Source organism: Isoptericola sp. NPDC019693 (assembly GCF_044389085.1).
In the GTDB taxonomy this organism is placed as follows: domain Bacteria; phylum Actinomycetota; class Actinomycetes; order Actinomycetales; family Cellulomonadaceae; genus Isoptericola.
In genome coordinates this window covers 676,183-699,836 of the sequence record NZ_JBIRXP010000003.1, presented here as the reverse complement: position 1 = coordinate 699,836, position 23,654 = coordinate 676,183, and the positions used below count along the sequence as shown (strand labels likewise).

The window sequence follows — 23,654 nt, the reverse complement described above, 5'->3', positions numbered from 1 at the left end:
GCCACACCCCCGACCGGACGCCGTGCCGGGCGCCCGCTTCGACCTGTCAGGCGTCGACGGGCGCGCCATCGGGTGCGTCGTCGGCGGCCGCGGGCCGGGCGATGGCGGCGAGCGACCGTCGCGCGGACGGGACGGACAGCACCGCCGCGACGAACGCGACGAGCAGCGCCCCCGCGACGACGAGCAGCACCTGCACGGAGTAGCGGTCGGCGAGCGGGCCGAAGACCACCATGCTCAGCGGCATGGCGACGGTCATCACGATGCCGACGAAGCCGAAGACGCGGCCCTGCATCTCGGGCTCCACCGTCTCCTGGAGGATCGCCATGCTGGGGGCGGACATCAGCGTGAACCCGACGCCGACGAACAGGCCGAGCAGGTAGAACACCCACAGGTTGGTCGACAGCCCCAGGCCGAGGGTGAACACTCCCGCCCCGAGGGTGGCGAGCACGATCAGCGCGACGCGGTTCCTCACCCGGGTGCCGAGCACCGCCATCGCGAGACCGCCCGCGAGCATCCCGGCGGCCCAGAACACCTCGTTGGTGGTGAGCTTCCAGACCTCCTCGCCGAACGTCCGGGTCACCATGAGCGGCGTGAGGTAGGACGGCGCGCCGATGAGCACCATCGTGGTGGCGAAGATCGTCATGAGCCACTTCACGGCGCCGTGCCCGCGGATGTAGCGCACCCCCGCGGCCAGGTCACCGAAGTAGCTCGGCTTCTCGGGAGCCGCGCCACCCCCGGGGCCGGCGTCCTCGTGCCGCACCAGCCGCGGCACGGTGACCAGCAGCAGCATGCCGATGCCGAGCACGGCGGTGACGACGTCCACGAAGAACACCGCGACGATGTCGAAGCTCGCGTAGACCGCCGCGGCGACCACGGGGGCGAGCAGCATCATCCCGGACTGGATGGACTGGTTGATCCCGTTGATGCGGATGAGCTGCGGGGCCGGCACGATCTGCGGCACCATCGCGTTGACCGCGGGCGTCTGGATGCCGGCGAAGGTGGAGCGGACGGCGAGCGCCACGTAGATCAGCCACAGGTCGTCGACGCCGGACAGCATGAGCAGCGCGAGCGCGAGCGTGATGGTCGCGATGGCGCTGTCCGCGCCGATGATCAGCAGCTTGCGGGAGTGCCGGTCGGCCCACACCCCGCCGAAGATCGACATGAACGCCTGCGGCAGCATGCCGAACACGATGCTGAGCATCAGCACCGACCCCGACTGCGTGACGATCGTCAGGTGCCACATCACGGCGAACTGCACCAGCATCGACCCGAGCAGCGAGACCGTCTGGCCGGTGAGGAAGATCGCGACGTTCCGCTTCCAGCCGGGCATCCCGTCGTCCGTGCCGCCCATGCCGCCCATGCCGCCCATGCCGTCCGTGTCGTCCGTGTCGTCCCGCATGGTGCTGGCAGACGGTGCGGGGTCGGGGAACTCATCGGTGCCGTGGGCGCTCACCGTGTCATCGTCACCTGTAGCCTGACCGCGTGCCCAGCCCATTTCCCCCGCGCGAGACCCTTCACCGGCACCCCGGGGACGGCTGGGTGGCCTGCGGCGACCACCGGCACTGGGGCCTGTACGGCGCGGCCGGGCTGCTGCTCGCGCGACGCGCGTCGTCCACGACCTCGCCGGGCCCCGTGACCGACGTCGTGCTGCAGCACCGCGCGGTCTGGTCGGACCAGGGCGGCACGTGGGGCGTGCCGGGCGGCGCGCTGGCCCCGCACGAGACGCCGGTCGACGGCGCCCTGCGCGAGAGCCTCGAGGAGGCGGCCGTGGAGCCGCGCGCGGTGCACGTCCTCGGGACCCACGTCCTCGACCACGGCCCGTGGGCCTACACGACGGTGCTCGCGGACGTCGTCCCGGGTGCCCGCGTGACGCCCGGCGCGGCCGACCCCGAGAGCCTCGAGGTGCGCTGGGTCGCCGTCGACGAGGTGGAGACCCTGCCGCTGCTGCCCGCCTTCGCGGCGGCGTGGCCGGTGCTGCGGGCGCGCCTCGACCCGGCTCGCTAGGGTGGCGGGTCCGCGACGACGAGGAGGACCCGTGTCCCGCCCCACGAGCGACGTCCACCCGGACGACGTCCAGCCGTTCGAGGCCCGCGCGACGGACGCCGAGCTCGACGACCTGCGGGCTCGTCTGGCCGCGGCGCGGCTGCCGGAGCGCGAGACGGTCGACCCCGCCGCCCGCGGGGCGCGACGCTGGGACCAGGGGGTGCCGCTCGCGGACCTCGTCGACCTGGTGGACCACTGGCGCACCGCGTACGACTGGCGGCGCTTCGAGGAGCGTCTCGCACGGATCGGCCAGTTCCGCACGACGATCGACGGGCTGGGGCTGCACTTCCTGCACCGGAGGTCCCCGCGCGCCGACGCGGTCCCGCTGGTCATGACGCACGGCTGGCCGGGCAGCGTCGCGGAGTTCGTCGACGTCGTCGACGAGCTGGCCGACCCGCCGCTTCCGGACGCACCGGCGTTCCACGTCGTGGCCCCGTCCCTCCCGGGCTTCGCGTACAGCGACCGCCCGTCCACCACCGGGTGGGGCACGGAGCGGATCGCGGCGGCCTGGGTGCAGCTGATGGGCAGGCTCGGGTACGGGCAGTTCCTGGCCCACGGCGGCGACTGGGGAGGCAACGTCACCACGGTGCTGGCCGGGCGCTTCCCGGAACACGTGCTCGGCATCCACACCACGTTCGCCGACGCCCCGCCGCACCTGCCCACGGACGGGCTCACGGAGACGGAGCGCCGCTGGGCCGCCCAGACCCGCGACTTCTACGCCGGGCCGCGCGGGGCGTACGCGAAGCAGCAGGCGGCCCGTCCGCAGACCATCGGGTACGCGCTCGTCGACTCGCCCGTGGCGCTGCTGGCGTGGATCCTCGACAAGTTCGCCGAGTGGTCGGACACCGACGACAGCCCGTTCGAGACCCTCTCCCGCGACCGCGTGCTCGACGACGTCACGCTCTACTGGCTGACGCGGACAGGCGCGTCGGCGGCCCGCATCTACCACGAGAGCCACGCCGCGATGGACCCCGAGCTGCGTGTCGACGTCCCCGCGGCGATCACGATGTACCCGCGCGACATCGAGAAGTGCCCGCGCCCCTGGGCCCAGGAGCGCTACCGCCGGATCGTCCGCTGGCACGAGCCGGAGCGCGGGGGCCACTTCCCCTCGCTGGAGGTTCCCGACCTCTACGTCGCCGACCTGCGCGCGGGCCTCGCCAGGGTGCTCGCCGCCGCCGGGTGAACGCGCGCGCTCAGCCGGCCAGACCCTCCCCCGACTGCCCGTGCAGCACGCGGGCCGCCTCCGCGACCGATCCGGACAGCGACGGGTAGACGGTGAACGAGTCCGCGACGTCGTCCACCGTGAGCCGGTGCGCGACCGCGAGGGTGATCGGGAAGATGAGCTCGCTGGCGCGCGGGGCCACGACGACGCCGCCCAGCACGACGCCCGCGTCCGGGTGCGCGAAGAGCTTCACGAAGCCGTCGCGCATGCCGAGCATCTTGGCGCGCGGGTTGCGCGCCAGCGGCAGGGTCGTCGTGACGTAGCGATAGCCGCGCTCGCGGAGCGTCGCCTCGCTGAGCCCGACGGTGGCGATCTCCGGCGCGGTGAAGATGTTGGCCGCCACGCGGCCGGGCTTGAGCGGCGCGACGGCGTCGCCCAGCGCGTGCGACATCGCGATGCGCCCCTGCATGGCGGCCACGGACGCCAGCGGCAGCACGCCCGTGCAGTCGCCCGCCGCGTAGACGCCGGGCACGGAGGTGCGCGACACGCGGTCCACCTCGACGTGCCCGCTCGCGGACAGGCGCACGCCCGCCTCCTCGAGGCCGAGGCCGGCGGTGGACGGCACCCCGCCGACGGCGATGAGCACGTGCGAGCCCTCGACGACGCGGCCGTCGGTCAGCGTGACGGCGACCCCGTCCTCGGTGCGCACGGCGGACGCCGCGCGCGAGCGGGACATGACCGTCATGCCGCGGGCGCGGAACACGCCCTCGAGGAGCTCGGCGGCGTCCATGTCCTCGCCGGGCAGCACCCGGTCGCGGGAGGAGACGAGCACGACCTGCGAGCCGAGGGCCTGGTAGGCGCCCGCGAACTCGGCGCCGGTGACGCCGGACCCGACGACGATCAGCTTCTCGGGCAGCTCGTCGAGGCCGTAGAGCTGCGTCCAGGTGAGGATGCGCTCCCCGTCGGGGACGGCGGTCGGCAGCGTGCGCGGCGTGGCGCCGACGGAGACCAGCACCGTGTCCGCGTCGAGCGTCGTCGTGCCGGTCTCCGTGTCGACGACGACGCGCGACGGGCCGTCGAGCCGGCCCGTGCCGACGAGGATCTCGACGCCCTCGCGCTCGAGGCGGGAGTGGATGTCGCGCGACTGCGCGTCGGCCAGCGCGAGCACGCGCGCGTTCACGGCCTCGAGGTCGACCAGGTCGCGGCGCTCCCCCGACGGGGCCTCCCCGCGCACGCCGAGCTCCGGCCCCTGCTCCGCCATCGTGAACCACTCGGCGGTGGCGATGAGGGTCTTGGACGGCACGACGTCGGTGAGGACGGCCGCGCCGCCGAGGCCGTGGCGCTCGACGACGGTGACGCGGGCGCCGAGCCGGCGGGCCACGAGGGCGGCCTCGTAGCCGCCCGGGCCGCCGCCGACGACGACGACGTGCGGGGCACGGGGCTCGGCCACGGGGACGCCGGGGGTGGAGGCGGTCGTCGTGGCTGGGACGGCAGGGGCAGTGTCCGGGGAAGGGGTGTTCACGGAGGGCACGGGGGCCATTGTGTCAGCCCGCGAGGGCGCATGCGCCGGCGCGGCGGCGGGCCCTGGCCCGGACTACCCTCAGGACCATGAGCACCACGAGCCGCAGCGTCGGGGACCTCGACGACCCGACCACCGACCCGTTCGACGTCGCCCGCGCCGCGGCCGACCACATCGCCGAGGCGACGGGGGTGCCGAGTCACGACGTGGCGCTCGTGCTCGGCTCCGGGTGGGGCGGGGCCGCCGAGCTCGTCGGCGACGTCGTGGCCGAGATCCCGACCCACGAGATCCCCGGCTTCACCCGTCCCGCCGTCGCGGGGCACGCGGCGACGACCCGGTCGATCCGCGTGGAGCGCCCCGACGGCGCGGTGCGGCACGCGCTCGTCATCGGCGGCCGCACGCACCTGTACGAGGGCAAGGGCGTGCGCCGCGTCGCCCACGGCGTGCGGACCGCCGCGGCCACCGGGTGCGAGACGGTGGTGCTCACCAACGGCTGCGGCGGCCTGCACATCGCCTGGCGGCCCGGCCAGCCGGTGCTGATCCGCGACCACATCAACCTCACGGCCGCCTCCCCGCTCGAGGGGGCGACGTTCGTCGACCTCACCGACCTGTACTCGGCCCGCCTGCGCAAGATCGCCCAGTCCGTCGACCCCGACCTGCCGGAGGGCGTGTACGCGCAGTTCCGCGGGCCGCACTACGAGACGCCGGCCGAGGTCAAGATGGCGGGGATCATGGGCGCGGACCTGGTCGGCATGTCGACCACGCTCGAGGCCATCGCCGCCCGGCACGCCGGCATGGAGGTGCTCGGCGTCTCCCTCGTGACCAACCTCGCCGCGGGCATCAGCCCGCAGCCGCTGTCGCACGAGGAGGTGCTGGAGGCGGGCCAGGCCGCCGGGCCCCGCATCAGCGAGCTCCTCGCCCGCATCGTCACCGCCCTCTGAACCGAGCACTGCACCGAGGAGACCAGCCATGAGTCTGGACACCGACGACCCGGCGTACGAGCCGGCCGCGCGGACGACCGACCTGTCGTCGCTGCTCGACGCGGTGGAGCGCTGGATCCGCTACGACGTGGACGAGGACGACAAGGCCGAGCTGTCCAGGCTCGCGCAGCAGACGTCGTCCGAGCGGCCGAGCACGCGGGAGCACGCGGTCGCGCTGCTGCGGGACCGGTTCGCGGGCTCGCTCCAGTTCGGCACGGCGGGGCTGCGCGGCGCGATGGCGCCCGGCCCGAACCGGATGAACCGCGCCGTCGTCACGACGGCGGCGTCCGGCCTCGGCACGTACCTCACGTCGGTGCTGGGCCCGGGCGTGGCCGCGCGCGTGGTGGTCGGCTACGACGCCCGCGACCGGTCGTCGGTGTTCGCCACCGACACGGCCGCCGTGCTCACCGCCGCAGGCCACGAGGTGCTGCTCCTCCCCTCGGCCCTGCCGACCCCCGTGCTCGCGTTTGCGGTGCGCCACCTCGACGCCGACGCGGGCGTCATGGTCACCGCGAGCCACAACCCGGCGCAGGACAACGGCTACAAGGTCTACCTGGGCGGGCGCGTCGTCACCGACGCCGGGCAGGGCGCGCAGATCGTGCCGCCCCACGACGCCCGCATCGCCGAGGCCATCGCCGCGGCGGGCCCGCCGTCGGGCGTCCCCCGGGTCGAGTCGGGCTGGCGCGTCCTCGGCCGCGAGGTCGTCGACGCGTACGTCGCGTCGGTGCACGACCTGGCCGAGCGCGCCGGCACGTCCACCGGCCCCGCGGAGCGGGCGGCGCTGCGCGTCGTCACGACGTCCCTGCACGGTGTCGGCGGGCGCGTGCTGGCCCGGGTGCTGGCCGACGCCGGCTTCACGCGGGTGCTGCCCGTCGAGGAGCAGCTCGACCCCGACCCGGCGTTCCCCACGGTCCGTTTCCCCAACCCGGAGGAGCCCGGCGCCATCGACATGGCGGTCGCCCTCGCGGAGGCGCACGCCGACGTCGTCATCGCGAACGACCCCGACGCCGACCGGTGCGCGGTCGCGGTGTACGACCCGAGCCACGGCACGCACCAGGGCGCGGAGACGGCGCGCTCGCACGGTTGGCGCATGCTGCACGGCGACGAGGTGGGTGCCCTCCTCGGGCGCGAGGCGGTGCGCCGCATCGCACGCGGCGACGTGCCGGCGCCGGACGGCTCCGGCACGGGGCCGGTCGTGGCCTCCTCCGTCGTGTCGTCGCGCGTGCTGTCGTCGATCGCGGTCCGCTACGGGGTCGGGCACGCGACGACCCTCACGGGGTTCAAGTGGATCTCTCGCACCCCCGGCCTGGTCTTCGGCTACGAGGAGGCGCTCGGCTACTGCGTGGACCCGGCGCGCGTGCGCGACAAGGACGGGCTCAGCACCGCGGTGCTCGTCGCCCTGCTGGCCGCGCGGGAGAAGGCGGCCGGGCGCACGCTCGTGGACGCGCTCGACGACGTCGCCCGCGAGAACGGCCTGTTCGTCACGGACCAGCTCTCCGTCCGCTTCGACGACCTGGCACGCATCCCCGACACGATGGCGCGGCTGCGCACGTCGCCCCCGCGCACGCTCGCGGGCGCCGGCGTCGCGGAGGTGCTCGACCTGTCCGCCGGCGTCGACGGCCTGCCGCCCACGGACGGCATCGTGCTGCTGGGGGCGGACGACACCCGCGTCGTGGTGCGCCCCAGCGGCACCGAGCCGAAGGTGAAGTGCTACCTGGAGGTCGTGGAGCCGGTGGCCCCGGACGCGTCGGCGATCGACATCGGGCGGCTGCGGGTCGCGGCGCACCGCAAGCTCGACCGGATCAAGGCCGACCTCAAGGTCGCGCTCGGGATCTGACCCGGCGCCGACGGCACGGCGGTCACCCGACGAGCGCGGCGTCGTCCTGCTCGACGGCGGCCTTCCACTCGCCCTTGCGGGCGCGCCAGTCCTCGTCGTCGCTGCCGCGGCGCCAGTAGCCCGACGCGGACAGCAGCTCGCGCGGCACGGCGAGCTCGGCGCGGACCCACCGGCGCAGGTCGCGCACCATGCCCGCCTCGCCGTGCAGGAAGACGTGCGGCGCGCCCGCCGGGAGCTCGCCGGCGGCGTGCGCCGCACGCACGGCGCCGGCCAGGCCGCCGCCGGCCCGGTCCCGGTGCACCCACGTGAGCGTGACGTGGGCGGCGCTGTCGAGCGGCAGCTCGTCCTCCGGCCCGGGGACCTCGACGACCACGTGCGCCACCGCGCCCGCGGGGAGCGCCTCGAGCGCGGCCGCGATCGCGGGCAGCGCGGCGTCGTCACCCACGAGCAGGTGCCACGGTGCCTCCGGGTCGGGGGCGTAGCCGGCGCCAGGGCCCAGGAACGTCACCGGGTCCCCGGGCTGCGCGCGCGTGGCCCACGGGCCGCCGACGCCCTCGTCGCCGTGCACGACGACGTCGAGGTCCCACTCGGCCTCGCCCGAGACGGTGTCGCCGGCGTCGCGCCGAGCACGCACCGTGTAGGCGCGCAGCAGGGGCCGGCCGTCCGCGAGCTCGCCCAGCACGAGCTTGACGTAGGTGTCCGTGTGACCCGTCGGTGCCACGGCCGCGAGCTCGGGGCCCGCGATCGTGACGCGGACCAGGTGCGGGGTGACCCTGCGGACGGCGGAGACCGTCGCGTGCCGAGGGGTGCGCTTGCGGGCGGGCGGGCCGGCGGGGGCCTGCGGCTGCGTGTCAGACATGGTCAGGCGAGCCTAACTTCCCTCGGACGCGACGCCCCGTGTGACGTCGCTCACCCGGGCGCGGGTTCACGTGCGGGCGAACCGCCGCACGCCCGCCGCGGCGAGCCCGGCCGCCACCGCCAGCCCGAGAGCCACCGCCCCCGCCGTGCCCCCTCCTGACCCGGCGCGGTCGAGCAGCCAGGCCGTGGTGGCCACCGCGAGCCACCCGCGCAGGTACCAGGCGCCCAGCACGAGCATCGCCATGTCGCCGTTCGGCGTCATCATCGGCGTGAAGAGGCCCGGCGGCGCCGCGGTCGCACCGGCCACCCAGACGCGCGCCGCGAGCGCCAGCACCACGACGACGGCCACGGTGGCCGCGGTCCCTGCTGGGGCACCGGCCGCGCCCACGACGACCGCCAGCAGGCCCGCGACCGCCGGGGCCGCCGCGTGGCCCGCGACGGCGCGCGCGGCGGAGCCCGGCAGGAGGGCGCCCGGCTGCGGCTGAGCGGCGAACGCGTGCAGGCCGTCGGCCCAGGTCCGCGCGGCGCCGTACAGCACGCACGCCCCCAGCACGGTCACGATCACCGGTCCGTCGCCGCCACCCAGCCGCACGAGCGCCGCCCCGACGCAGCCCGCCACCAGCGCGGCGGCGGTCGTCGCCGGGCGGCGGCGCAGCCCGAGCAGGTCGCGCGCCGCCACCGGGGCACGGCGCAGCAGCCCGGCCGGGAGCCGCGCCCCGCGCCCGCGGTACGTGCGCGGGCCGAGCACGTCGGCGGTGGCTCCCGAGTCACCGCCCACCAGGCCGCGGCCCGCCGTCACCGTGCGGGCCTGGCCCGCGGCGGCCGCGTCCACGTCGACCTCGTCCGGAAGCACCCGCGCCACCAGCCATGCGCTCGCGAGCCCGGCCAGGACGACGACGCCGCCCACCGCGACCACGGCCCCGGTCCACGACGACCACCCCGGGTCGAGGCCGTCCCCTGCCCCCGGTCGCGTCGCTCCCACGGCCGCCGCCGCGCCGAGGGCCAGCAGCACCCCGGTGACGGCCACGGCGGCCCGCCCGCGACCGGGCGCCTGCGCGGCCGCGCCGACCGCGAGCGGCACCTGGGCCAGCAGGGCGGCGGCAGCGCCCGCGGCGACCAGCGACGACGGATCCGAGACGGCAGGACCGCCTGCGAGCCCCGCCGCCGCGGCCGTCGCCACGAACGCTCCGACGACGCCTGCCCCGAGGACCAGGAGCAGCGCACGACGGCGCAGGACGTCGCGGCGGCGGAACTGGCCGGACAGGGCGAACGTCACCTCCGCCGGTCCCGTCCACAGCGGGACCCCCGCCCTCGCCGCCACGACGGCGGCGCAGCACACGACCCCGAGCACGAGCAACACCCCTGCGACCACCGCCGACGCGCGCCCCTGCGCCGCCCCGGGCAGCGGTACCGCCGCCGTCGCCTGCGCCAGCGCGGACCACAGGACCGGCCCGTACACCAGCGCGAGCAGCACCACGCCGTACCCCAGGTACACGCGGTCGTGCGGGTCGCCGCCGGACTCCGCCGCCCGCACCACGAGGGCGCGCCGTCGGAGCGACGCGACCCACCGCCGCCAGCGGCGGTACGGCACCCGGGCGCCGTCGTCCACGGTGGACGCCACGCTCACCGTGCCCTCCCCATGCCCGTCGTCGTGCCCGTCGTCACCGTGGCCCCGGTGCCGCGAGCTCGACCTCCCGGCCGCGCCGCGCGAGGTCGGCGCGCAGGTCCTGGTCGTGGGTGGCGACGACGAGCGCACGGCCGGCGTCCAGCGCCCCGGCCACGAGCCGGCGCGCGACGGCCCGCCAGCGCGCGTCGAGCCGCTGCTCCGGCTCGTCGAGCAGGACCAGCCGGGCGGGCCGGTAGAGCGTCGTCGCGAGGGCGAACATCTGCCCCTCCCCCGACGACAGCTCGCCGGGGAGCTGGTCGCGCACCCGGTCGAGCTCGGCCGCAGCCAGCGCGGTCTCGACGTCCGGCCCCGGGTGCCGCCCGGCCCACGCCGACGCGACGAGCCGCAGGTGCTCGGCGACGGTGAGGTCCGGGTACGCCGACAGACCGCCCAGCAGCAGCGCGACGTCCTCGCGCCGCCGCAGCCGCGCCCGGCCCGCGGGCAGCCCGAGCACCCGCACCTCACCGGAGGTGGGCTCGTCCTTGCCCGCGACCAGCCGCAGCAGCGTGGACTTCCCGCTGCCGTTGGGGCCGACGACCGCCGCCGCCTCCCCCGGCCCCACCGTGAGCGACGTCGGCGCGAGGACCTGGACGCTGCCGTGCGTGCGGGAGGCGTCGCGGACCTCGACCAGCGGTTCCGCGGCCACGCGGGGCCCGCTCAGTAGCCGCTGCCGCCCGCGGCCGGGGCCCCGCCGGAGAAGCCCGCGACCACGCCCGCGGTCCCCGACAGCCCGAGCCTTGTGGCCCCCGCGCCGATCATGGCGAGCGCGTCGTCCAGCGTCCGGATCCCGCCGGAGGCCTTGACCCCGAGCGCGCCGCCCACGGTGTCCGCCATGAGCTCCACGGCGTGCACGGACGCGCCCCCCGCGCCGTGGAAGCCGGTCGACGTCTTGACGAAGTCGGCGCCCGCGTCCTGCGCGGCCCGGCAGACGGCCACGATCTCGTCGTCCGTGAGCGCCGCGGCCTCGATGATCACCTTGAGCAGGTGCGGGGCGGGCACCGCGGCGCGCACCGCGGCGATGTCGGCCCGCACGGCGTCGAACGCCCCCTCCTTGGCCGCTCCGACGTCGATCACCATGTCCACCTCGTCCGCCCCGTCGGCGACCGACCGGGCGGCCTCGGCCGCCTTCACGGCGCTGACGTGCTTCCCGGACGGGAAGCCGCACACGGTCGCCACGGCGAGACGGCCGGCGGCGACGCGCGCCGCGTGCTCGACGAAGGTCGGCGAGATGCACACCGAGAAGACGCCCAGCCGGGCACCCTCCTCGACGAGCGCGGTGACGTCGGCCGTCGTCGCCTCCGGCTTGAGCAGGGTGTGGTCGACGAACCGCGCCAGGGCGAACGCGTCGGCGGGGAGGTTCCGGGCCGTGGCGGTCATCGCTGGGCTCCCTCGATCTGCTGGTACCCCGGCAGGATGACGTCGTCGACCAGGGCGCGGCGCTCGTCGTGGTGCATGAAGGCGCTCCACGCGGCGGTCAGAGTGACGTCGGCCAGGTCGTCGATCGTCCAGCCCGCCTCGGTGACGAGCCGGGTCATCTCGTTCGACATCGACGTCCGGGACATGAGGCGGTTGTCGGTGTTGAGCGTGACCGCGAAGTCCAGCTCCTTGAGCCGGGTGATCGGGTGGTCGGCCACGGTGGTCGCGGTGGTGGCACCCGTCTGCAGGTTCGACACGGGGCAGACCTCGAGCGCGACCTGGTGGTCCCGCACCCAGTGCGCGAGGCGCCCGAGCTCGGCGCGCCGCTCGCCGTCGTCGTCGAAGCCCTCGTGGAAGGTGATGTCCTCGACGATCCGCACGCCGTGGCCGATGCGGTCGGCCTGCCCGAGGTGCACGGCCTCGGCGATCGACGCGGGCCCGGCCGCCTCGCCCGCGTGGATCGTGGTCGGGAAGTCCTGCTCGGCCAGGTAGCGCCAGATGCCCGCGTGCCGCGACGGGGGGAACCCGTCCTCCGGGCCGGCGATGTCGAAGCCCACCACGCCGCGGTCGCGGTGCGCGACGGCGAGCTCGGCGATCTCCTGCCACCGGTCGGTGTGCCGCATCGCGGTGACGAGCTGGCCGACGCGGATGATCTGCCCGCGCGACGCGGCCTCGCGGATCCCCTCGTCGATGCCCGCCTGCACGGCCTCGACCGTCTCCGGCAGCGTCAGCCCGCGCGCCAGGTGCTGCTCGGGGGCCCAGCGCTGCTCGGCGTACACGACGCCGTCCGCGGCGAGGTCCAGCACGGCCTCCCGCGCCACCCGCGACAGGGCGTCGGCCGTCTGCATCACGGCGATGGTGTGGTCGAACGTCTCGAGGTAGCGCACCAGCGACCCCGAGTCGGCGGCCTCGACGAACCAGGTGCCGAGCGACTCGGCGTCGGACGCCGGGAGCTCGTGGCCCACCTCGGCGGCGAGCTCGAGCACGGTCTGCGGTCGCAGGCCCCCGTCGAGATGGTCGTGCAGCAGCACCTTGGGCAGGGCGGGGATCAGGTCGACGAGGGCTTGCGTCATGGGGCCAACCTACCGGCGATCACGCGTCGCCGGAGGCCTCGGGATCGTCGAGCCCGGGGACCTCCTGGCTCTGCTCGACGACGTCCGCCTCGGCGGCCTCGCCGTCCAGGTCCGGCCGGGCGTGCCGCGGCTTGTACTCCTCCGCGCGGGCTCCGGCCGCCACGTCGTCGGCACCCTGCACGTCGTCGGTCAGGGCGTCCTCCACGAGGCTCGTGCTGTCGTCGTGGTGCTCCAGCCCGGCGTCCCGCCAGGCGTCGTCCGGTGCGGTGCTCATGGGACTCTCCCCTCGCTGCGACGGCAGTGCGCTCCCATGGTGGCCCGGGCCTCCGCGGCCCGCCAGCCCAGGTCGACCGTTCAGCCCTGCGCGTCCCGCGGCAGCAGCGCCCACACCACGTGCGGCCAGCCGCCCAGCGCGGCGGCGACCAGGGGGTCGTCCCCGCGCTCCCGGGCGGCGGCGACGAGCCGCGCGGCCGGCACCGCGTGCAGCCGGCCGGCCGACGGCTCGTAGATGGTCGCGACGCCGCCCCGCACGGTCGTGAGGAGGACGACGTGCCGGGGCACCGCCGTCGACACGCCGCCGGCGAGGTCGCCGCCCGAGTACAGCGGGACGGGCACGCCCGCGGCCGCAGCCTCGACCGCGGCGTCCAGCACGCGCGCGCCCGAGCGCCCGCCGACCACGCGATGGGTGTAGCGGACCGGCCCGTACCGGGCCACGCGGGCGGCGCCCCACGGCGGGGTGCCGAGGGCGACGGGCCACGCCTGCAGGCCGCCCGGCCCTCGCGTGGCGCGGGCGTGCAGCGTTCGCTGGAACCCGGCGAAGGTCTCGGCGGCGCCCGGCGGCCGGCGGCTCAGCTCGAGCGCCCGGCGGGGGTCGCCCGCAAGCGCGAGGAGTGCCAGCACCGCCGCTCCGCACGTGCGCTCGTCGACCTGCCGGGCCGGGGCGACCACACCGTCCGCCGCGGGGAGCGTCAGCGTGCGCGGGCGCCCCGGGGCGGGCTGCGGACCGCGTCGCCCGAGCGCGTCGAGCACCCGTGCCCGCACGCCCGGGGCGAGCGCGGCGAGCGCCGGGACGAGGTCGCCGGGCACCTCCGGGCGGGCGAACCGCCCGGCCGGGGGCGGCACGGGCGGCCGGGCGGCGAACACGCCCAGCGACGCCAGCAGGTCCGTGATCCGCGGCGTCCGCACCGTCGTCGCCCCCCCTGGTCGGCCTGGTCGGCCTGGTCGGCCCGGGCCGCTCAGCCGATCCGGTCGAGCAGGAGCGGTCGGGCCGCGTCGCGGTTCGCCGGGTCGTCGACCGCCCACTGGCCCTCCAGCGCGGCGCGGGCGCGCTCGAACCGCTCCGGGGTGTCGGTGTGCAGGGTGAGCAGCGGCTGCCCCGCGGTGACCTCGTCCCCCGGCTTCGCGTGCAGCTCGACGCCGGCGCCCGCCTGCACCGGGTCCTCCCGGCGCGAGCGCCCCGCCCCGAGCCGCCAGGCCGCGATGCCCACGGCGTAGGCGTCGAGCCGGGTGAGGACCCCGGACCGGTCGGCGAGCACGTCCTGCCGCTCCCGCGCGCGAGGCAGCTCCGCGTCGGGGTCGCCGCCCTGGGCCGCGATCATCCGGCGCCAGACCTCCTTGGCGCGGCCGTCGCCCAGCGCCGCCCGCACCTCGGCCTCGGGCACCGGCCGCCCCGCGCCCGCGAGCATCTCCACGGCCAGCGCGACGGTGAGGTCGACGACGTCCGCGGGGCCGCCGCCGTCGAGCACCTCGACCGACTCGCGCACCTCGAGCGCGTTGCCCGCGGTGCGGCCGAGCGGCACGGCCATGTCGGTGAGGAGCGCGACCGTGCGCACGCCCGCGTCGGTGCCGAGGTCGACCATCGTGCGGGCCAGCTCCCGGGCCGCGTCCAGGTCCTTCATGAAGGCGCCGGAGCCCACCTTGACGTCGAGGACCAGCGCGCCGGTGCCCTCCGCGATCTTCTTGCTCATGATCGAGCTCGCGATGAGCGGCACCGACTCGACCGTGCCCGTCACGTCCCGCAGGGCGTAGAGCTTCTTGTCGGCGGGGGCCAGGCCCGCCCCGGCGGCGCAGATCACCGCGCCCACGTCCTCGAGCTGGTCCATCAGCTCGGCGTTGCTCAGCGCCGCACGCCAACCCGGGATCGCCTCGAGCTTGTCGAGCGTGCCGCCCGTGTGCCCGAGGCCGCGGCCCGAGAGCTGCGGGACCGCCACCCCGAACGAGGCCACGAGCGGTGCGAGCGGGAGGGTGATCTTGTCCCCCACGCCGCCGGTCGAGTGCTTGTCGGCCGTGGGCCGCGACAGGCCGGAGAAGTCCATCCGCTCGCCGGACGCGATCATCGCGCCCGTCCAGCGCGCGACCTCCGGGCGGGTCATCCCGCGCAGCAGGATCGCCATCGCGAGGGCCGACATCTGCTCCTCGGCGACCGCTCCGCGCGTGTACGCGTCCACCACCCAGTCGATCTGCGCGGCCTCGAGCGGGTGCCCGTCACGCTTGGTCCGGATGACGTCGACGGCGTCGAACGGCTCCCCGGCAGAACTGCTGTCCGGCACGGTCATTCCTTCTCCCCCTCGCGGTAGCGCTCCAGGTCCGCTGCGCCGAACGCGTCGGGCAGCACCTCCGTCATGGGCACGACGCCGCGCACCGACTCCACGAGCAGGTCGGGCCCGCCGTGCTCCCACAGCAGCTGACGGCAGCGGCCGCAGGGCATCAGCGTGCGCCCCGCCCCGTCGACGCACGTGAACGCGACGAGACGGCCGCCCCCGCCGGTCACCAGAGCGGACACCAGGGAGCACTCCGCGCAGAGCGTCACCCCGTAGGCGGAGTTCTCCACGTTGCAGCCGACCACCACGCGGCCGTCGTCCACCAGCGCGGCGGCGCCGACCGGGAAGCCCGAGTACGGCGCGTACGCACGCCCGACGACGTCGCGCGCCGCCGCCCGCAGCGCCGCCCAGTCGACGGTCGGCCCAGCCGTGCTCGCCATCGTCACTCCTTGGTGTAGGGCGTCCCCGACGCCGCGGGTGCGCGGGACTTGCCGACCAGCCCGGCGACCGCCAGGAGGGTCACCACGTACGGCAGCATCAGCATGAACTGGCTCGGCACCGGCGAGCCCACCACCGACAGCACGTTCTGCAGGTTCGTCGCGAAGCCGAACAGCAGGCCGGCCAGGGCGGCCCGCAGCGGGTCCCACTTGCCGAAGATGACCGCGGCGAGGGCGATGAAGCCGGCGCCCGCCGTCATCTCCCGGCCGAACTGGTTGATCGACACCACGGTGTAGAACGCGCCGCCGAAGCCCACCACGGCGCCGCCGATCAGCACCGCCCGGTAGCGCGCGCGCAGGACGTCGATGCCCACGGTGTCGGCCGCCTTGGGGTGCTCTCCCACCGCGCGCACCCGCAGGCCCCAGCGGGTGCGGAACAGGGCGTACCAGACCGCCGGCACCGCGAGGTACATGAGGTACACGACGATCGTCTGGTTGAACAGCACCGGGCCGATCACCGGGATGCTCTCGAGCCCGGGGATCGGCAGGCGCGAGAACCGCACGGTGGAGTTGAGGGTCTCCGCGTTGGGGACGAGCAGCTCGGAGTAGAAGAAGCTCGTCAGGCCGATCACCAGCACGTTGAGCACCACGCCGACGATCACCTGGTTGACGCGGTAGGTGATGGTGAACAGCCCCAGCACGAGGGCGACCAGGGCGCTTGCGACGACCGCCGCGACGAGCCCGGCCCACGGGCTGTTGGTCAGCGACCCGACGATCGCCGCGACGAAGGCGCCCGCGAGCAGCTGGCCCTCGATGGCGATGTTCACGACGCCGGCCCGCTCCCCGATGACGCCGCCGAGCGCGCCGTACACGAGTGGGACGGACAGGCCCACGGCCCCGCCCAGGAGGCCGACGACGGAGAGGTCGCGCGGGCTCCCCGCGGCGGCCCACGCCAGGAACCCGACGAGCAGGGCGGCCGCGAAGACCGCGATGGCCCACGCCGGGACGCGCCGTCCGGCCCGGGTGCGCAGGACCGCGTAGGCGAGCACGGCGAGCCCCACGGCCCCGCACACCCAGGCGGTGGCCATCGCGGGCACCACGAGGGTGGACAGCACCACGAAGTCGGTGCTGGTCGAGAGGGCGAACCGGGCGGAGCCCTCGTGCGGCGCGAGGAGCAGCAGCAGGGCGTACAGCGCGAGGACCACGGCGAGGCCGACGGCGGCCTTCCAGGTCACCGGGGCGCCGGCGCGCGGCGCGGGCGCCGTGGCCGCGGGCCCCGCGGCGTCGACGGTCGTGGCGGTCATGCCTGTCCCTCCTCGGTGCCGCGCGCGGCCTCGGCGCGACGGCGGTCCCGCCGGCTCTCTCGTCGTCGGGGTGTACGTTCCGGCTGCGGCAGCCGGAAGATCGCCCGCACCAGCGGGGGCGCCGCGATGAACAGCACGATCAGCGACTGCACGACCAGGACGATCTCGATCGGGATGCCCTGGCCCGCCTGCATCGCGGACCCGCCGGCCTTGAACCCGCCGAACAGGATGCCGGCGCCGAGGACGCCCCAGGGCGAGGAGCCGCCGAGCAGCGCCACGGTGATGGCGTCGAAGCCGATGCCCGCGTCGATGTCGGCGCTGAAGCCCGTCGTCACGGTGCCGAGCACCTGCTGCGTGCCCGCGAGACCGACCAGCCCGCCCGCGACGAGCATGACGAGCACCGTCGTGCGCGGCACGTCGATGCCGGCGACCCGTGCCGCCTTGGGGTTCTCCCCCACCGCGCGGAAGGCGAAGCCCGTGCTGGAGCGGTTGAGCAGCCACCACACGCCGACGACGGCGAGCAGCGACAGCACGAAGCCCCAGTGCAGGTTGTACCGGTCGCCGAGGAGCGGGGGCAGCACCGCGCTGTCCTGCATCGGCGGGGTCTTCGGGTTGGCCGAGCCGGGGGCCTGCATCAGGCCCGGCGTCGCCAGGAAGTAGGACAGCAGGTAGAAGGCGATGTAGTTGAGCATGATCGTGACGATCACCTCGTGCGCCCCGGTGCGGGCCTTGAGCAGGCCCGCGATGCCGGCCCACAGCGCGCCGGCGGCCACACCGGCCACCAGGCACAGCAGCAGGTGCCACGGGAACGGCAGCCCCGTGACCCCGAAGCCGATCCAGCCCGCCGCGGTCGCGGCGACGAGCATCTGCCCCTGGCCACCGATGTTGAACAGCCCGGCCCGGAACGCGAGCGCGACGCCGAGGCCGGCCGCGATGAGCGGCGTGGCGTTCGTCAGCGTCTGCGTGAGCGGGCGGATGCCCTGCGCGAACGAGTCGGCGCCGAAGTTGTAGACCGCGCCCTGGAACAGCGCCGAGTAGGCGCCGCCGACCGCCTGGCCGATCGCCGCGAACGTGTCGGACGGCCGCGAGAAGAAGTACGGGGCGGCCTCGAGCACGGCCTCGTCGGTGACGACGATGAGGATCGAGCCCGCGAGGACCGCGAGCACGATCGCCCCCAGGGCGACGGCCCAGCCGCCCGACGTCGCCCGCCGGAGCGCGTCGCGCCACCGCTGGCCGGAGTCCTCGACGACCGGCGCCTGCTCGCGCGCCGCCTCCTGCTCCAGCTCCTCCGCGAGCCCGGGCTCCGCCGTCGCGTCGACGTTCTCGAGCGCCTCGCCGAGGCGTGAGCCGGGGTCGACGTCGGGCCCCTGGTCCTGTGCCGGGTCCTGAGCCCGGTCCCGGGGCGTCTCGCCGCTCACGCCGCGTCTCCTTCGTTCTGGGGGCCGGTCGGCGACGCGTCCTCGGGCGCGATGCCGGCCATCATGAGGCCGAGCACGTCGCGCGGGGTGTCGGCCGGGACGATCCCGACCACGCGGCCGCGGTACATGACCATGATCCGGTCGGCGAGCGCGACGGCCTCGTCGAGCTCGGTCGACACCACCACCACCGGGATGCCGGTGTCCCGCGTCTCGACGATCCGCTTGTGGATGAACTCGATCGACCCGACGTCGACGCCGCGGGTCGGCTGGGCCGCGACCAGCAGGCGCAGCTCGCGGGACAGCTCGCGCGCGAGGACGACCTTCTGCTGGTTGCCGCCCGACAGGCGCCCGACGCGCGTCTCGATGCCCTGCGTGCGGACGTCGAACTCGGCGACCTTCTCGCGGGCGAACTCGTCGCGCACCGCGAGCTGCAGGGCACCGCGACGCACGAACGGCGGGCCGTCCGTCCGGTCCAGCACGAGGTTCTCGGCGATCGTGAACTCGCCGACCAGCCCGTCCTCGTTGCGGTCCTCCGGCACGAACCCGACGCCCGCCTGGAGGATCCGGCGCACCGACCGGCCCACCAGCTCCTTGCCGTCGAGCCGCACGCTGCCGGTGACCTGGTCCTGGAGGCCCACCAGGGCCTCCGTCAGCTCGGTCTGCCCGTTGCCCTGCACGCCCGCCACGACGAGCACCTCGCCGCCGCGCACGGTGAAGCTCACGTCGTCGACCAGCACCTGCCCGTCCGGCCCGGTGACCCGCAGGTCCGTGACGGCCAGCTCGTTGCCGGTGGTGCGCGCCTCCTCCTTGCGCACCGTGAGCTCGACCGCGCGGCCGACCATGAGGGACGCCAGCTCGGCGTCGGTCGCGCCGGGGCTGGCCTCGCCCACGACCTTGCCGTGCCGGACCACGGTGATGCGGTCGGCGACGGCGCGCACCTCGCGCAGCTTGTGGGTGATGAAGACGATCGCCGCGCCCTCGTCGCGCAGCTGCCGCATGATCCCCATGAGCTCGTCGGTCTCCTGGGGCGTGAGCACGGCCGTCGGCTCGTCGAACACGAGCACGTCGGCGTCACGCGAGAGCGCCTTGATGATCTCGACCCGCTGCTGGACCCCGACCGGCAGGTCCTCGACCAGCGCGTCCGGGTCCACCTGGAAGCCGAACCGCGCCGAGATCTCCTGCACCTTGGCGCGGGCGCTGTCCAGGTCGAGGAGGCCGCCGGCGCGCGTGGACTCGTGCCCCAGCATGACGTTCTCCGCCACGGAGAACACCGGCACCAGCATGAAGTGCTGGTGCACCATGCCGATGCCCGCGGCCATCGCGTCGCCGGGCCCGTCGAAGTCCTGGACCTCGTCGTCCAGCAGGATCTGGCCCTCGTCGGCCTGGTAGAGCCCGTAGAGCACGTTCATCAGGGTCGACTTGCCGGCACCGTTCTCGCCGAGCAAGCAGTGGATCTCGCCCGGTGCCACCACCAGGTCGATGTGGTCGTTCGCCACGAGCGCGCCAAAGCGCTTCGTGATACCTCGCAGCTCGAGCCTCATGCTCTGCCTTCCATCCGTCGAGGATCGGTCGAGGGCCACCAGGGCCGGGGTCGACGCGCCGTCGTCAGCCTCTCACCGGGGCGTCGTCGTCGCCGCCCCGCATACGTCGTGCGCGGGCCCGGGGACAGTTCCCGCGGGCCCGCGCACGTGCGTCACCGGTGTGTCGGAGCTCCGGTCACTCCTGACCGGAGAGGTACGACTCGACCTTCACGTCGCCGGAGATGATCTGCTCCTTGAGGGCGTTGACCTCGTCCATGAGGGCGGGGTCGACCTTGTCCTCGAAGTTGTGCAGCGGGGCGAGCCCCACGCCGTCGTTCTCGAGGGTGCCCACGTACGGGGTCGCGTCGAACTCGCCGTTGCCGGCCGCCACCACCGCGTCGTAGGTGGACACGTCCATCTTCTTGAGGATCGACGTGAGCACGTAGTCCTGCGTGGACGGGTCGGTCTCGAAGAAGTCCGCGTCGACGCCGACCAGCGCGATGTCCCGACCGGAGTCCTGGATCGCCGCGATCGCCGACTGGTAGATCGGGCCGCCGACCGGCAGGAGCACGTCGACGCCCTGGTCGATGATGTTCTGCGCGGTGGTCTTGGCCGTCTCGTTGGCCTCGAACCCGCCGGTGAACGAGCCGTCCTCGCCGCCGGAGAAGCCCACGACCTCGACCTTGGTGCCCTTGGTTTCGTTGTAGTACTCGACGCCCTGCTTGAAGCCGTCCATGAAGATCGTGACGGTCGGGAAGGGCTGGCCGCCGAACGTGCCGACCTTGCCCGCCTCCGAGTAGCCGGCGGACAGGTAGCCGGCGAGGAACGCCGCCTGGGCCGTGTCGTACAGCAGCGGCTTGATGTTCGGGGCGTCGGCCTCGCCGTCGAAGTCCGCGTCCGCGGCGTCGTCGACGATGATGTAGTCGGTCTCCGGGTTGGCGGTCGCCGACTCGATCGTCGCGGCGGAGAGCGCGAAGCCCACCGAGACGATCGCGTTGCAGTTCTGCCCGACGAGGGACTCGAGGTTCGGCTTGAAGTCGCTCTCCGACTGCGACTGCACGGAGACGAGCTTCGTCCCGAGCTCGTCGGCGGCCTTCTCGGCCCCCTCGAAGCTGAGCTGGTTGAAGCTCTTGTCGTCGAACCCGCCCTGGTCCGAGACGATGCACGGCTTGAAGTCGCTGGCCGCAGCCGAGCCGTTACCGCCGCTGCCGGACTCCTCCGGGGCCTCCGCACAGGCCGCCAGCGCGAGCGCGGCGACGCCGGCGAGGGCGGTGAGCTGAATCGCTCTCTTCACCTGTCGCTCCTGTCGATCGTTCGTCGGGCCAGGATCGTCCGGCCCGTCACCGTGGTGAGCCTAGTCACCACCGGGAGGACCGAGAACCGCAAGCGATGAACCCGCAGGAGTCGTTACCGAAGCGGTATCGACCGGGAACGCGCCGGACACTTTCCGGCGTCTCAGGGCTGCAGCGCGAAACGTCCCAGCAGTCGGGCCCCGACGGCGATCGCACGCTCGTCCACGACGAGGTCGCCCTGGTGGATGTCGTAGCGCCGCTGACCCGGGGTCCCCGTGCCGAGCCGGGCCATCGCCCCCGGCACCTTGGTGAGGTACCAGGCGAAGTCCTCGCCGCCGAGCGACTGCTCGGTGAGCACGACGCCCTCAGGGCCGAGCACGGCCGTCCCCGCCGCCTCGAGCGCGCCCGTCACGGCCGCGTCGTTGTCCACCGGCGGGACGCCGCGCGCGTGCCGGACGGTCACGTCGACCTCGTAAGGCGCCACGACCTGCTCCACCGCGTCGTGCAGCACCTGCCCCGCCCGCTCCCACGCGCGCACGTCGAGGCAGCGCAGCGTGCCGGCGACCGTGCCCGTGGCCGGGATGGCGTTGTGCACGTTGCCCGCGTGCACGGCGCCCCACGTGAGGTTCACGCCCGAGCGCGGGTCCAGCCGGCGGCCCAGCACGGCCGGCACCTGCGTGATGACCTGGCCCAGGGCGTACACCACGTCGCCCGTGAGGTGCGGGCGGGAGGTGTGCCCGCCGGAGGACGACAGGGTCACCGTGACGCTGTCGGAGGCCGAGGTGATCGGCCCGATGCGGGTGCCGACCTGCCCGACGTCCAGCTTGGGCTCGCAGTGCACGGCCGCGATGCGGTCGACGCCGTCGAGCGCGCCCTGGGCGACGACGTCGTGCGCGCCGCCGGGCATGATCTCCTCGGCCGGCTGGAACACCAGCCGGACGCCGCGCTCGAGCAGGCCCTCGTCGTGCAGCGCCGCGAGGGCCAGGCCGGCGCCGAGCACCACGGTGGTGTGCACGTCGTGCCCGCAGGCGTGCGCCACCCCCGGCACCACGGAGCGGAACGGCAGCCCGCACGAGTCGTCGACGGGCAGCGCGTCGATGTCCGCGCGCAGCGCCACCCGGCCGAGCCCGTCGGGCGACCGGTCGGGGCCGACGTCGCAGACCAGGCCCGTGCCCTCGAGCAGCCTCGGCTCCAGCCCGGCGGCGCGCAGCCGGTCCGCCACGAGCGCGGTGGTGCGGACCTCCTGCCGGCCGAGCTCGGGGTGGGCGTGCACGTCGCGGCGGATCGCGACGAGCTCGGCCTCCAGGCCCGCGACGACCTCGTCGAGCCGCGCGCCGGCCGTCTCGCGCGGGCTCACAGGACGTCCTCCCGGCCGTGGGCGCGCATCGCGTCGACCATGTCCTTGACCTGCTGCGCGCGGGCGCGGGTCGTGACCAGCAGGGCGTCGGGCGTGTCCACCACCACGACGTCGTCGATCCCGAGCAGCGCCACCACCCGGTCGCCGCCGGGCACGACGACCGACCCGGCCGACTGCACCCGCACGACGTCGGCCGCGTCGCCCAGCACCTTGGACCCCCCGTCGTCGTCCGAGGGCAGGAGCGCGGCGAGGGAGTTGAAGTCGCCGACGTCGTCCCACCCGAACGTGCCGGGCACGACGGCGACGCCGCCCTCCGCCGCGACGGGCTCCGCGACGGCGTGGTCGATCGCGACCTTCTCGAGGCCGGGCCACACCCGGGCGACGACGTCCGCCCGGTCCGGCGTGTCCCAGGCGGCGGCGATCTCCCGCAGCCCGTCGTGCAGGGCGGGGCGGTGCGTGGCCAGGTGCCCCAGCAGGACCGACGAGCGGGCGACGAAGATGCCGGCGTTCCAGCGGTACTCCCCCGACGCGACGTACTCGCGCGCGGTCGCGGCGTCAGGCTTCTCCGTGAACCCGCGCGCGTGCAGGGCGCTCGGTGCGCCCTCGACGCCCAGCGGGTCGCCGCTGCGCACGTAGCCGAACGCCACGGACGGGCGCGAGGCGGCGATGCCGATCGTCGCCACGTAGCCGGCGCGCGCGGCCTCGACCGCCTCCCGGACCGCGGCGTCGAAGGACGCCGCGCCGGACACCACCTGGTCCGCGGCGAACGAGCCCACCACGACGTCACCGTGCCGCCGCTCGAGCACCGCGGCGGCCAGCCCGATCGCGGCCATCGAGTCCCGCGGGGACGGCTCCGCGAGCACCGCGTCGTCGGCCAGCTCGGGCAGCTGCGCGCGGGCGGCCGCGACGTGCGGCTCGCCGGTGACGAGGACGACCCCGCCGCCCGCCAGCGGCCGCAGCCGGTCGACGGTGCCCTGCAGCAGGGTGCGGCCCGCGCCCGTGAGGTCGTGCAGGAACTTCGGCGCGCCCGCGCGGGACAGCGGCCAGAGACGGGTCCCGGCACCCCCGGCGGGAACCACGGCGAAGAACCCGGGGACCGATGGACGGGAGGGGGACGCCGCAGTGCTCATCCCCGCAGCATAAGCGTGCTGACGGCCGGGCCGTCGGCGACGTCAACCCTGTGGAATAGGTCACGAAACACCCCGAGCCGTCCCGGTTTGCCGGACCTCGTG

The 23,654-nt window shown here is 75.2% G+C and carries 21 protein-coding genes; 4 read left to right on the top strand and 17 right to left on the bottom strand.

What is annotated here, in order from left to right:
• Window positions 1-46 precede the first annotated feature (46 nt).
• Complete coding sequence (locus ACH436_RS12300) at window positions 47-1,453, bottom strand: MFS transporter (protein WP_430560465.1); 1,407 nt, start codon at window positions 1,451-1,453, stop codon at window positions 47-49.
• Window positions 1,454-1,482: 29 nt separating this feature from the next.
• Here ACH436_RS12300 and ACH436_RS12295 point away from each other — a divergent pair, with 29 nt between their 5' ends.
• Entirely contained in the window at window positions 1,483-2,004 is a 522-nt protein-coding gene (locus ACH436_RS12295; RefSeq protein WP_430560464.1) for an NUDIX domain-containing protein, read from the top strand.
• A 31-nt stretch (window positions 2,005-2,035) separates the two neighbouring features.
• Window positions 2,036-3,226, top strand: a complete 1,191-nt coding sequence (locus ACH436_RS12290; protein ID WP_430560463.1) for an epoxide hydrolase family protein — start codon at window positions 2,036-2,038, stop codon at window positions 3,224-3,226.
• Window positions 3,227-3,236: 10 nt separating this feature from the next.
• Here ACH436_RS12290 and ACH436_RS12285 read toward each other — a convergent pair whose 3' ends face one another.
• On the bottom strand, window positions 3,237-4,736 hold the full coding sequence (locus tag ACH436_RS12285; protein ID WP_430560462.1) for an NAD(P)H-quinone dehydrogenase: 1,500 nt from the start codon (window positions 4,734-4,736) through the stop codon (window positions 3,237-3,239).
• A gap of 77 nt (window positions 4,737-4,813) precedes the next feature.
• Between ACH436_RS12285 and ACH436_RS12280 the strand changes: the two genes are divergently transcribed.
• Entirely contained in the window at window positions 4,814-5,665 is an 852-nt protein-coding gene (locus ACH436_RS12280) for a purine-nucleoside phosphorylase (RefSeq protein WP_430560461.1), read from the top strand.
• A 28-nt stretch (window positions 5,666-5,693) separates the two neighbouring features.
• Entirely contained in the window at window positions 5,694-7,541 is a 1,848-nt protein-coding gene (locus tag ACH436_RS12275; protein WP_430560460.1) for a phospho-sugar mutase, read from the top strand.
• Between the two features lie 22 nt (window positions 7,542-7,563).
• On the opposite strand, the gene ACH436_RS12270 is transcribed toward ACH436_RS12275, so the two are convergent.
• The 15 genes from ACH436_RS12270 to ACH436_RS12200 all read right to left on the bottom strand — a co-directional run bounded on the left by ACH436_RS12270 (window position 7,564) and on the right by ACH436_RS12200 (window position 23,552).
• Entirely contained in the window at window positions 7,564-8,400 is an 837-nt protein-coding gene (locus tag ACH436_RS12270; RefSeq protein ID WP_430560459.1) for a siderophore-interacting protein, read from the bottom strand.
• Between the two features lie 66 nt (window positions 8,401-8,466).
• The gene (locus tag ACH436_RS12265; RefSeq protein WP_430560458.1) at window positions 8,467-10,026 is read right to left on the bottom strand and encodes a hypothetical protein; all 1,560 of its coding nucleotides are present in this window, start codon (window positions 10,024-10,026) and stop codon (window positions 8,467-8,469) included.
• A gap of 34 nt (window positions 10,027-10,060) precedes the next feature.
• Window positions 10,061-10,711 carry an ATP-binding cassette domain-containing protein gene (locus ACH436_RS12260; RefSeq protein WP_430560457.1) on the bottom strand — a complete coding sequence of 217 codons (651 nt, stop codon included), beginning with the start codon at window positions 10,709-10,711 and terminating at the stop codon, window positions 10,061-10,063.
• An 11-nt stretch (window positions 10,712-10,722) separates the two neighbouring features.
• Window positions 10,723-11,442 (bottom strand): deoxyribose-phosphate aldolase, encoded by a 720-nt coding sequence (gene deoC, locus ACH436_RS12255; RefSeq protein ID WP_430560456.1) that lies wholly within the window; start codon window positions 11,440-11,442, stop codon window positions 10,723-10,725.
• Window positions 11,439-12,554 (bottom strand): adenosine deaminase, encoded by a 1,116-nt coding sequence (locus tag ACH436_RS12250; RefSeq protein WP_430560455.1) that lies wholly within the window; start codon window positions 12,552-12,554, stop codon window positions 11,439-11,441. Before ACH436_RS12250 ends, deoC begins: the two co-directional genes overlap by 4 nt.
• A gap of 19 nt (window positions 12,555-12,573) precedes the next feature.
• Window positions 12,574-12,828 carry a hypothetical protein gene (locus ACH436_RS12245; protein WP_430560454.1) on the bottom strand — a complete coding sequence of 85 codons (255 nt, stop codon included), beginning with the start codon at window positions 12,826-12,828 and terminating at the stop codon, window positions 12,574-12,576.
• Window positions 12,829-12,908: 80 nt separating this feature from the next.
• The gene (locus ACH436_RS12240) at window positions 12,909-13,739 is read right to left on the bottom strand and encodes a hypothetical protein (RefSeq protein WP_430560453.1); all 831 of its coding nucleotides are present in this window, start codon (window positions 13,737-13,739) and stop codon (window positions 12,909-12,911) included.
• Between the two features lie 50 nt (window positions 13,740-13,789).
• A complete protein-coding gene (locus tag ACH436_RS12235; RefSeq protein WP_430560452.1) occupies window positions 13,790-15,109 on the bottom strand; it encodes a thymidine phosphorylase in 1,320 nt (439 codons plus the stop codon).
• The gene (locus ACH436_RS12230; RefSeq protein ID WP_430560451.1) at window positions 15,106-15,534 is read right to left on the bottom strand and encodes a cytidine deaminase; all 429 of its coding nucleotides are present in this window, start codon (window positions 15,532-15,534) and stop codon (window positions 15,106-15,108) included. The genes ACH436_RS12235 and ACH436_RS12230 overlap by 4 nt, the downstream gene beginning before the upstream one ends.
• 2 nt (window positions 15,535-15,536) lie before the next feature.
• On the bottom strand, window positions 15,537-16,835 hold the full coding sequence (locus ACH436_RS12225; RefSeq protein WP_430560450.1) for an ABC transporter permease: 1,299 nt from the start codon (window positions 16,833-16,835) through the stop codon (window positions 15,537-15,539).
• Window positions 16,832-18,253, bottom strand: coding sequence for an ABC transporter permease (locus ACH436_RS12220; RefSeq protein WP_430560449.1), 1,422 nt, complete (start codon window positions 18,251-18,253; stop codon window positions 16,832-16,834). The genes ACH436_RS12225 and ACH436_RS12220 overlap by 4 nt, the downstream gene beginning before the upstream one ends.
• On the bottom strand, window positions 18,250-19,794 hold the full coding sequence (locus ACH436_RS12215; RefSeq protein ID WP_430560448.1) for an ABC transporter ATP-binding protein: 1,545 nt from the start codon (window positions 19,792-19,794) through the stop codon (window positions 18,250-18,252). Before ACH436_RS12215 ends, ACH436_RS12220 begins: the two co-directional genes overlap by 4 nt.
• A gap of 175 nt (window positions 19,795-19,969) precedes the next feature.
• Entirely contained in the window at window positions 19,970-21,067 is a 1,098-nt protein-coding gene (locus ACH436_RS12210; protein WP_430560447.1) for a BMP family protein, read from the bottom strand.
• A 161-nt stretch (window positions 21,068-21,228) separates the two neighbouring features.
• The gene (locus ACH436_RS12205; RefSeq protein WP_430560446.1) at window positions 21,229-22,422 is read right to left on the bottom strand and encodes an amidohydrolase; all 1,194 of its coding nucleotides are present in this window, start codon (window positions 22,420-22,422) and stop codon (window positions 21,229-21,231) included.
• Window positions 22,419-23,552, bottom strand: a complete 1,134-nt coding sequence (locus ACH436_RS12200; RefSeq protein WP_430560445.1) for a mannose-1-phosphate guanylyltransferase — start codon at window positions 23,550-23,552, stop codon at window positions 22,419-22,421. The genes ACH436_RS12205 and ACH436_RS12200 overlap by 4 nt, the downstream gene beginning before the upstream one ends.
• Window positions 23,553-23,654 lie beyond the last annotated feature (102 nt).

Bases quoted from the DNA above. Each gene is read 5' to 3' on its own strand.
- ACH436_RS12280 (WP_430560461.1), top strand. From the start codon at position 4,814: ATGAGCACCACGAGCCGCAGCGTCGGGGACCTCGACGACCCGACCACC.
- ACH436_RS12275 (WP_430560460.1), top strand. From the start codon at position 5,694: ATGAGTCTGGACACCGACGACCCGGCGTACGAGCCGGCCGCGCGGACG.
- ACH436_RS12270 (WP_430560459.1), bottom strand. From the start codon at position 8,400: ATGTCTGACACGCAGCCGCAGGCCCCCGCCGGCCCGCCCGCCCGCAAG.
- deoC (WP_430560456.1), bottom strand. From the start codon at position 11,442: ATGACCGCCACGGCCCGGAACCTCCCCGCCGACGCGTTCGCCCTGGCG.
- ACH436_RS12250 (WP_430560455.1), bottom strand. From the start codon at position 12,554: ATGACGCAAGCCCTCGTCGACCTGATCCCCGCCCTGCCCAAGGTGCTG.
- ACH436_RS12245 (WP_430560454.1), bottom strand. From the start codon at position 12,828: ATGAGCACCGCACCGGACGACGCCTGGCGGGACGCCGGGCTGGAGCAC.
- ACH436_RS12235 (WP_430560452.1), bottom strand. From the start codon at position 15,109: ATGACCGTGCCGGACAGCAGTTCTGCCGGGGAGCCGTTCGACGCCGTC.
- ACH436_RS12230 (WP_430560451.1), bottom strand. From the start codon at position 15,534: ATGGCGAGCACGGCTGGGCCGACCGTCGACTGGGCGGCGCTGCGGGCG.
- ACH436_RS12225 (WP_430560450.1), bottom strand. From the start codon at position 16,835: ATGACCGCCACGACCGTCGACGCCGCGGGGCCCGCGGCCACGGCGCCC.
- ACH436_RS12215 (WP_430560448.1), bottom strand. From the start codon at position 19,794: ATGAGGCTCGAGCTGCGAGGTATCACGAAGCGCTTTGGCGCGCTCGTG.
- ACH436_RS12200 (WP_430560445.1), bottom strand. From the start codon at position 23,552: ATGAGCACTGCGGCGTCCCCCTCCCGTCCATCGGTCCCCGGGTTCTTC.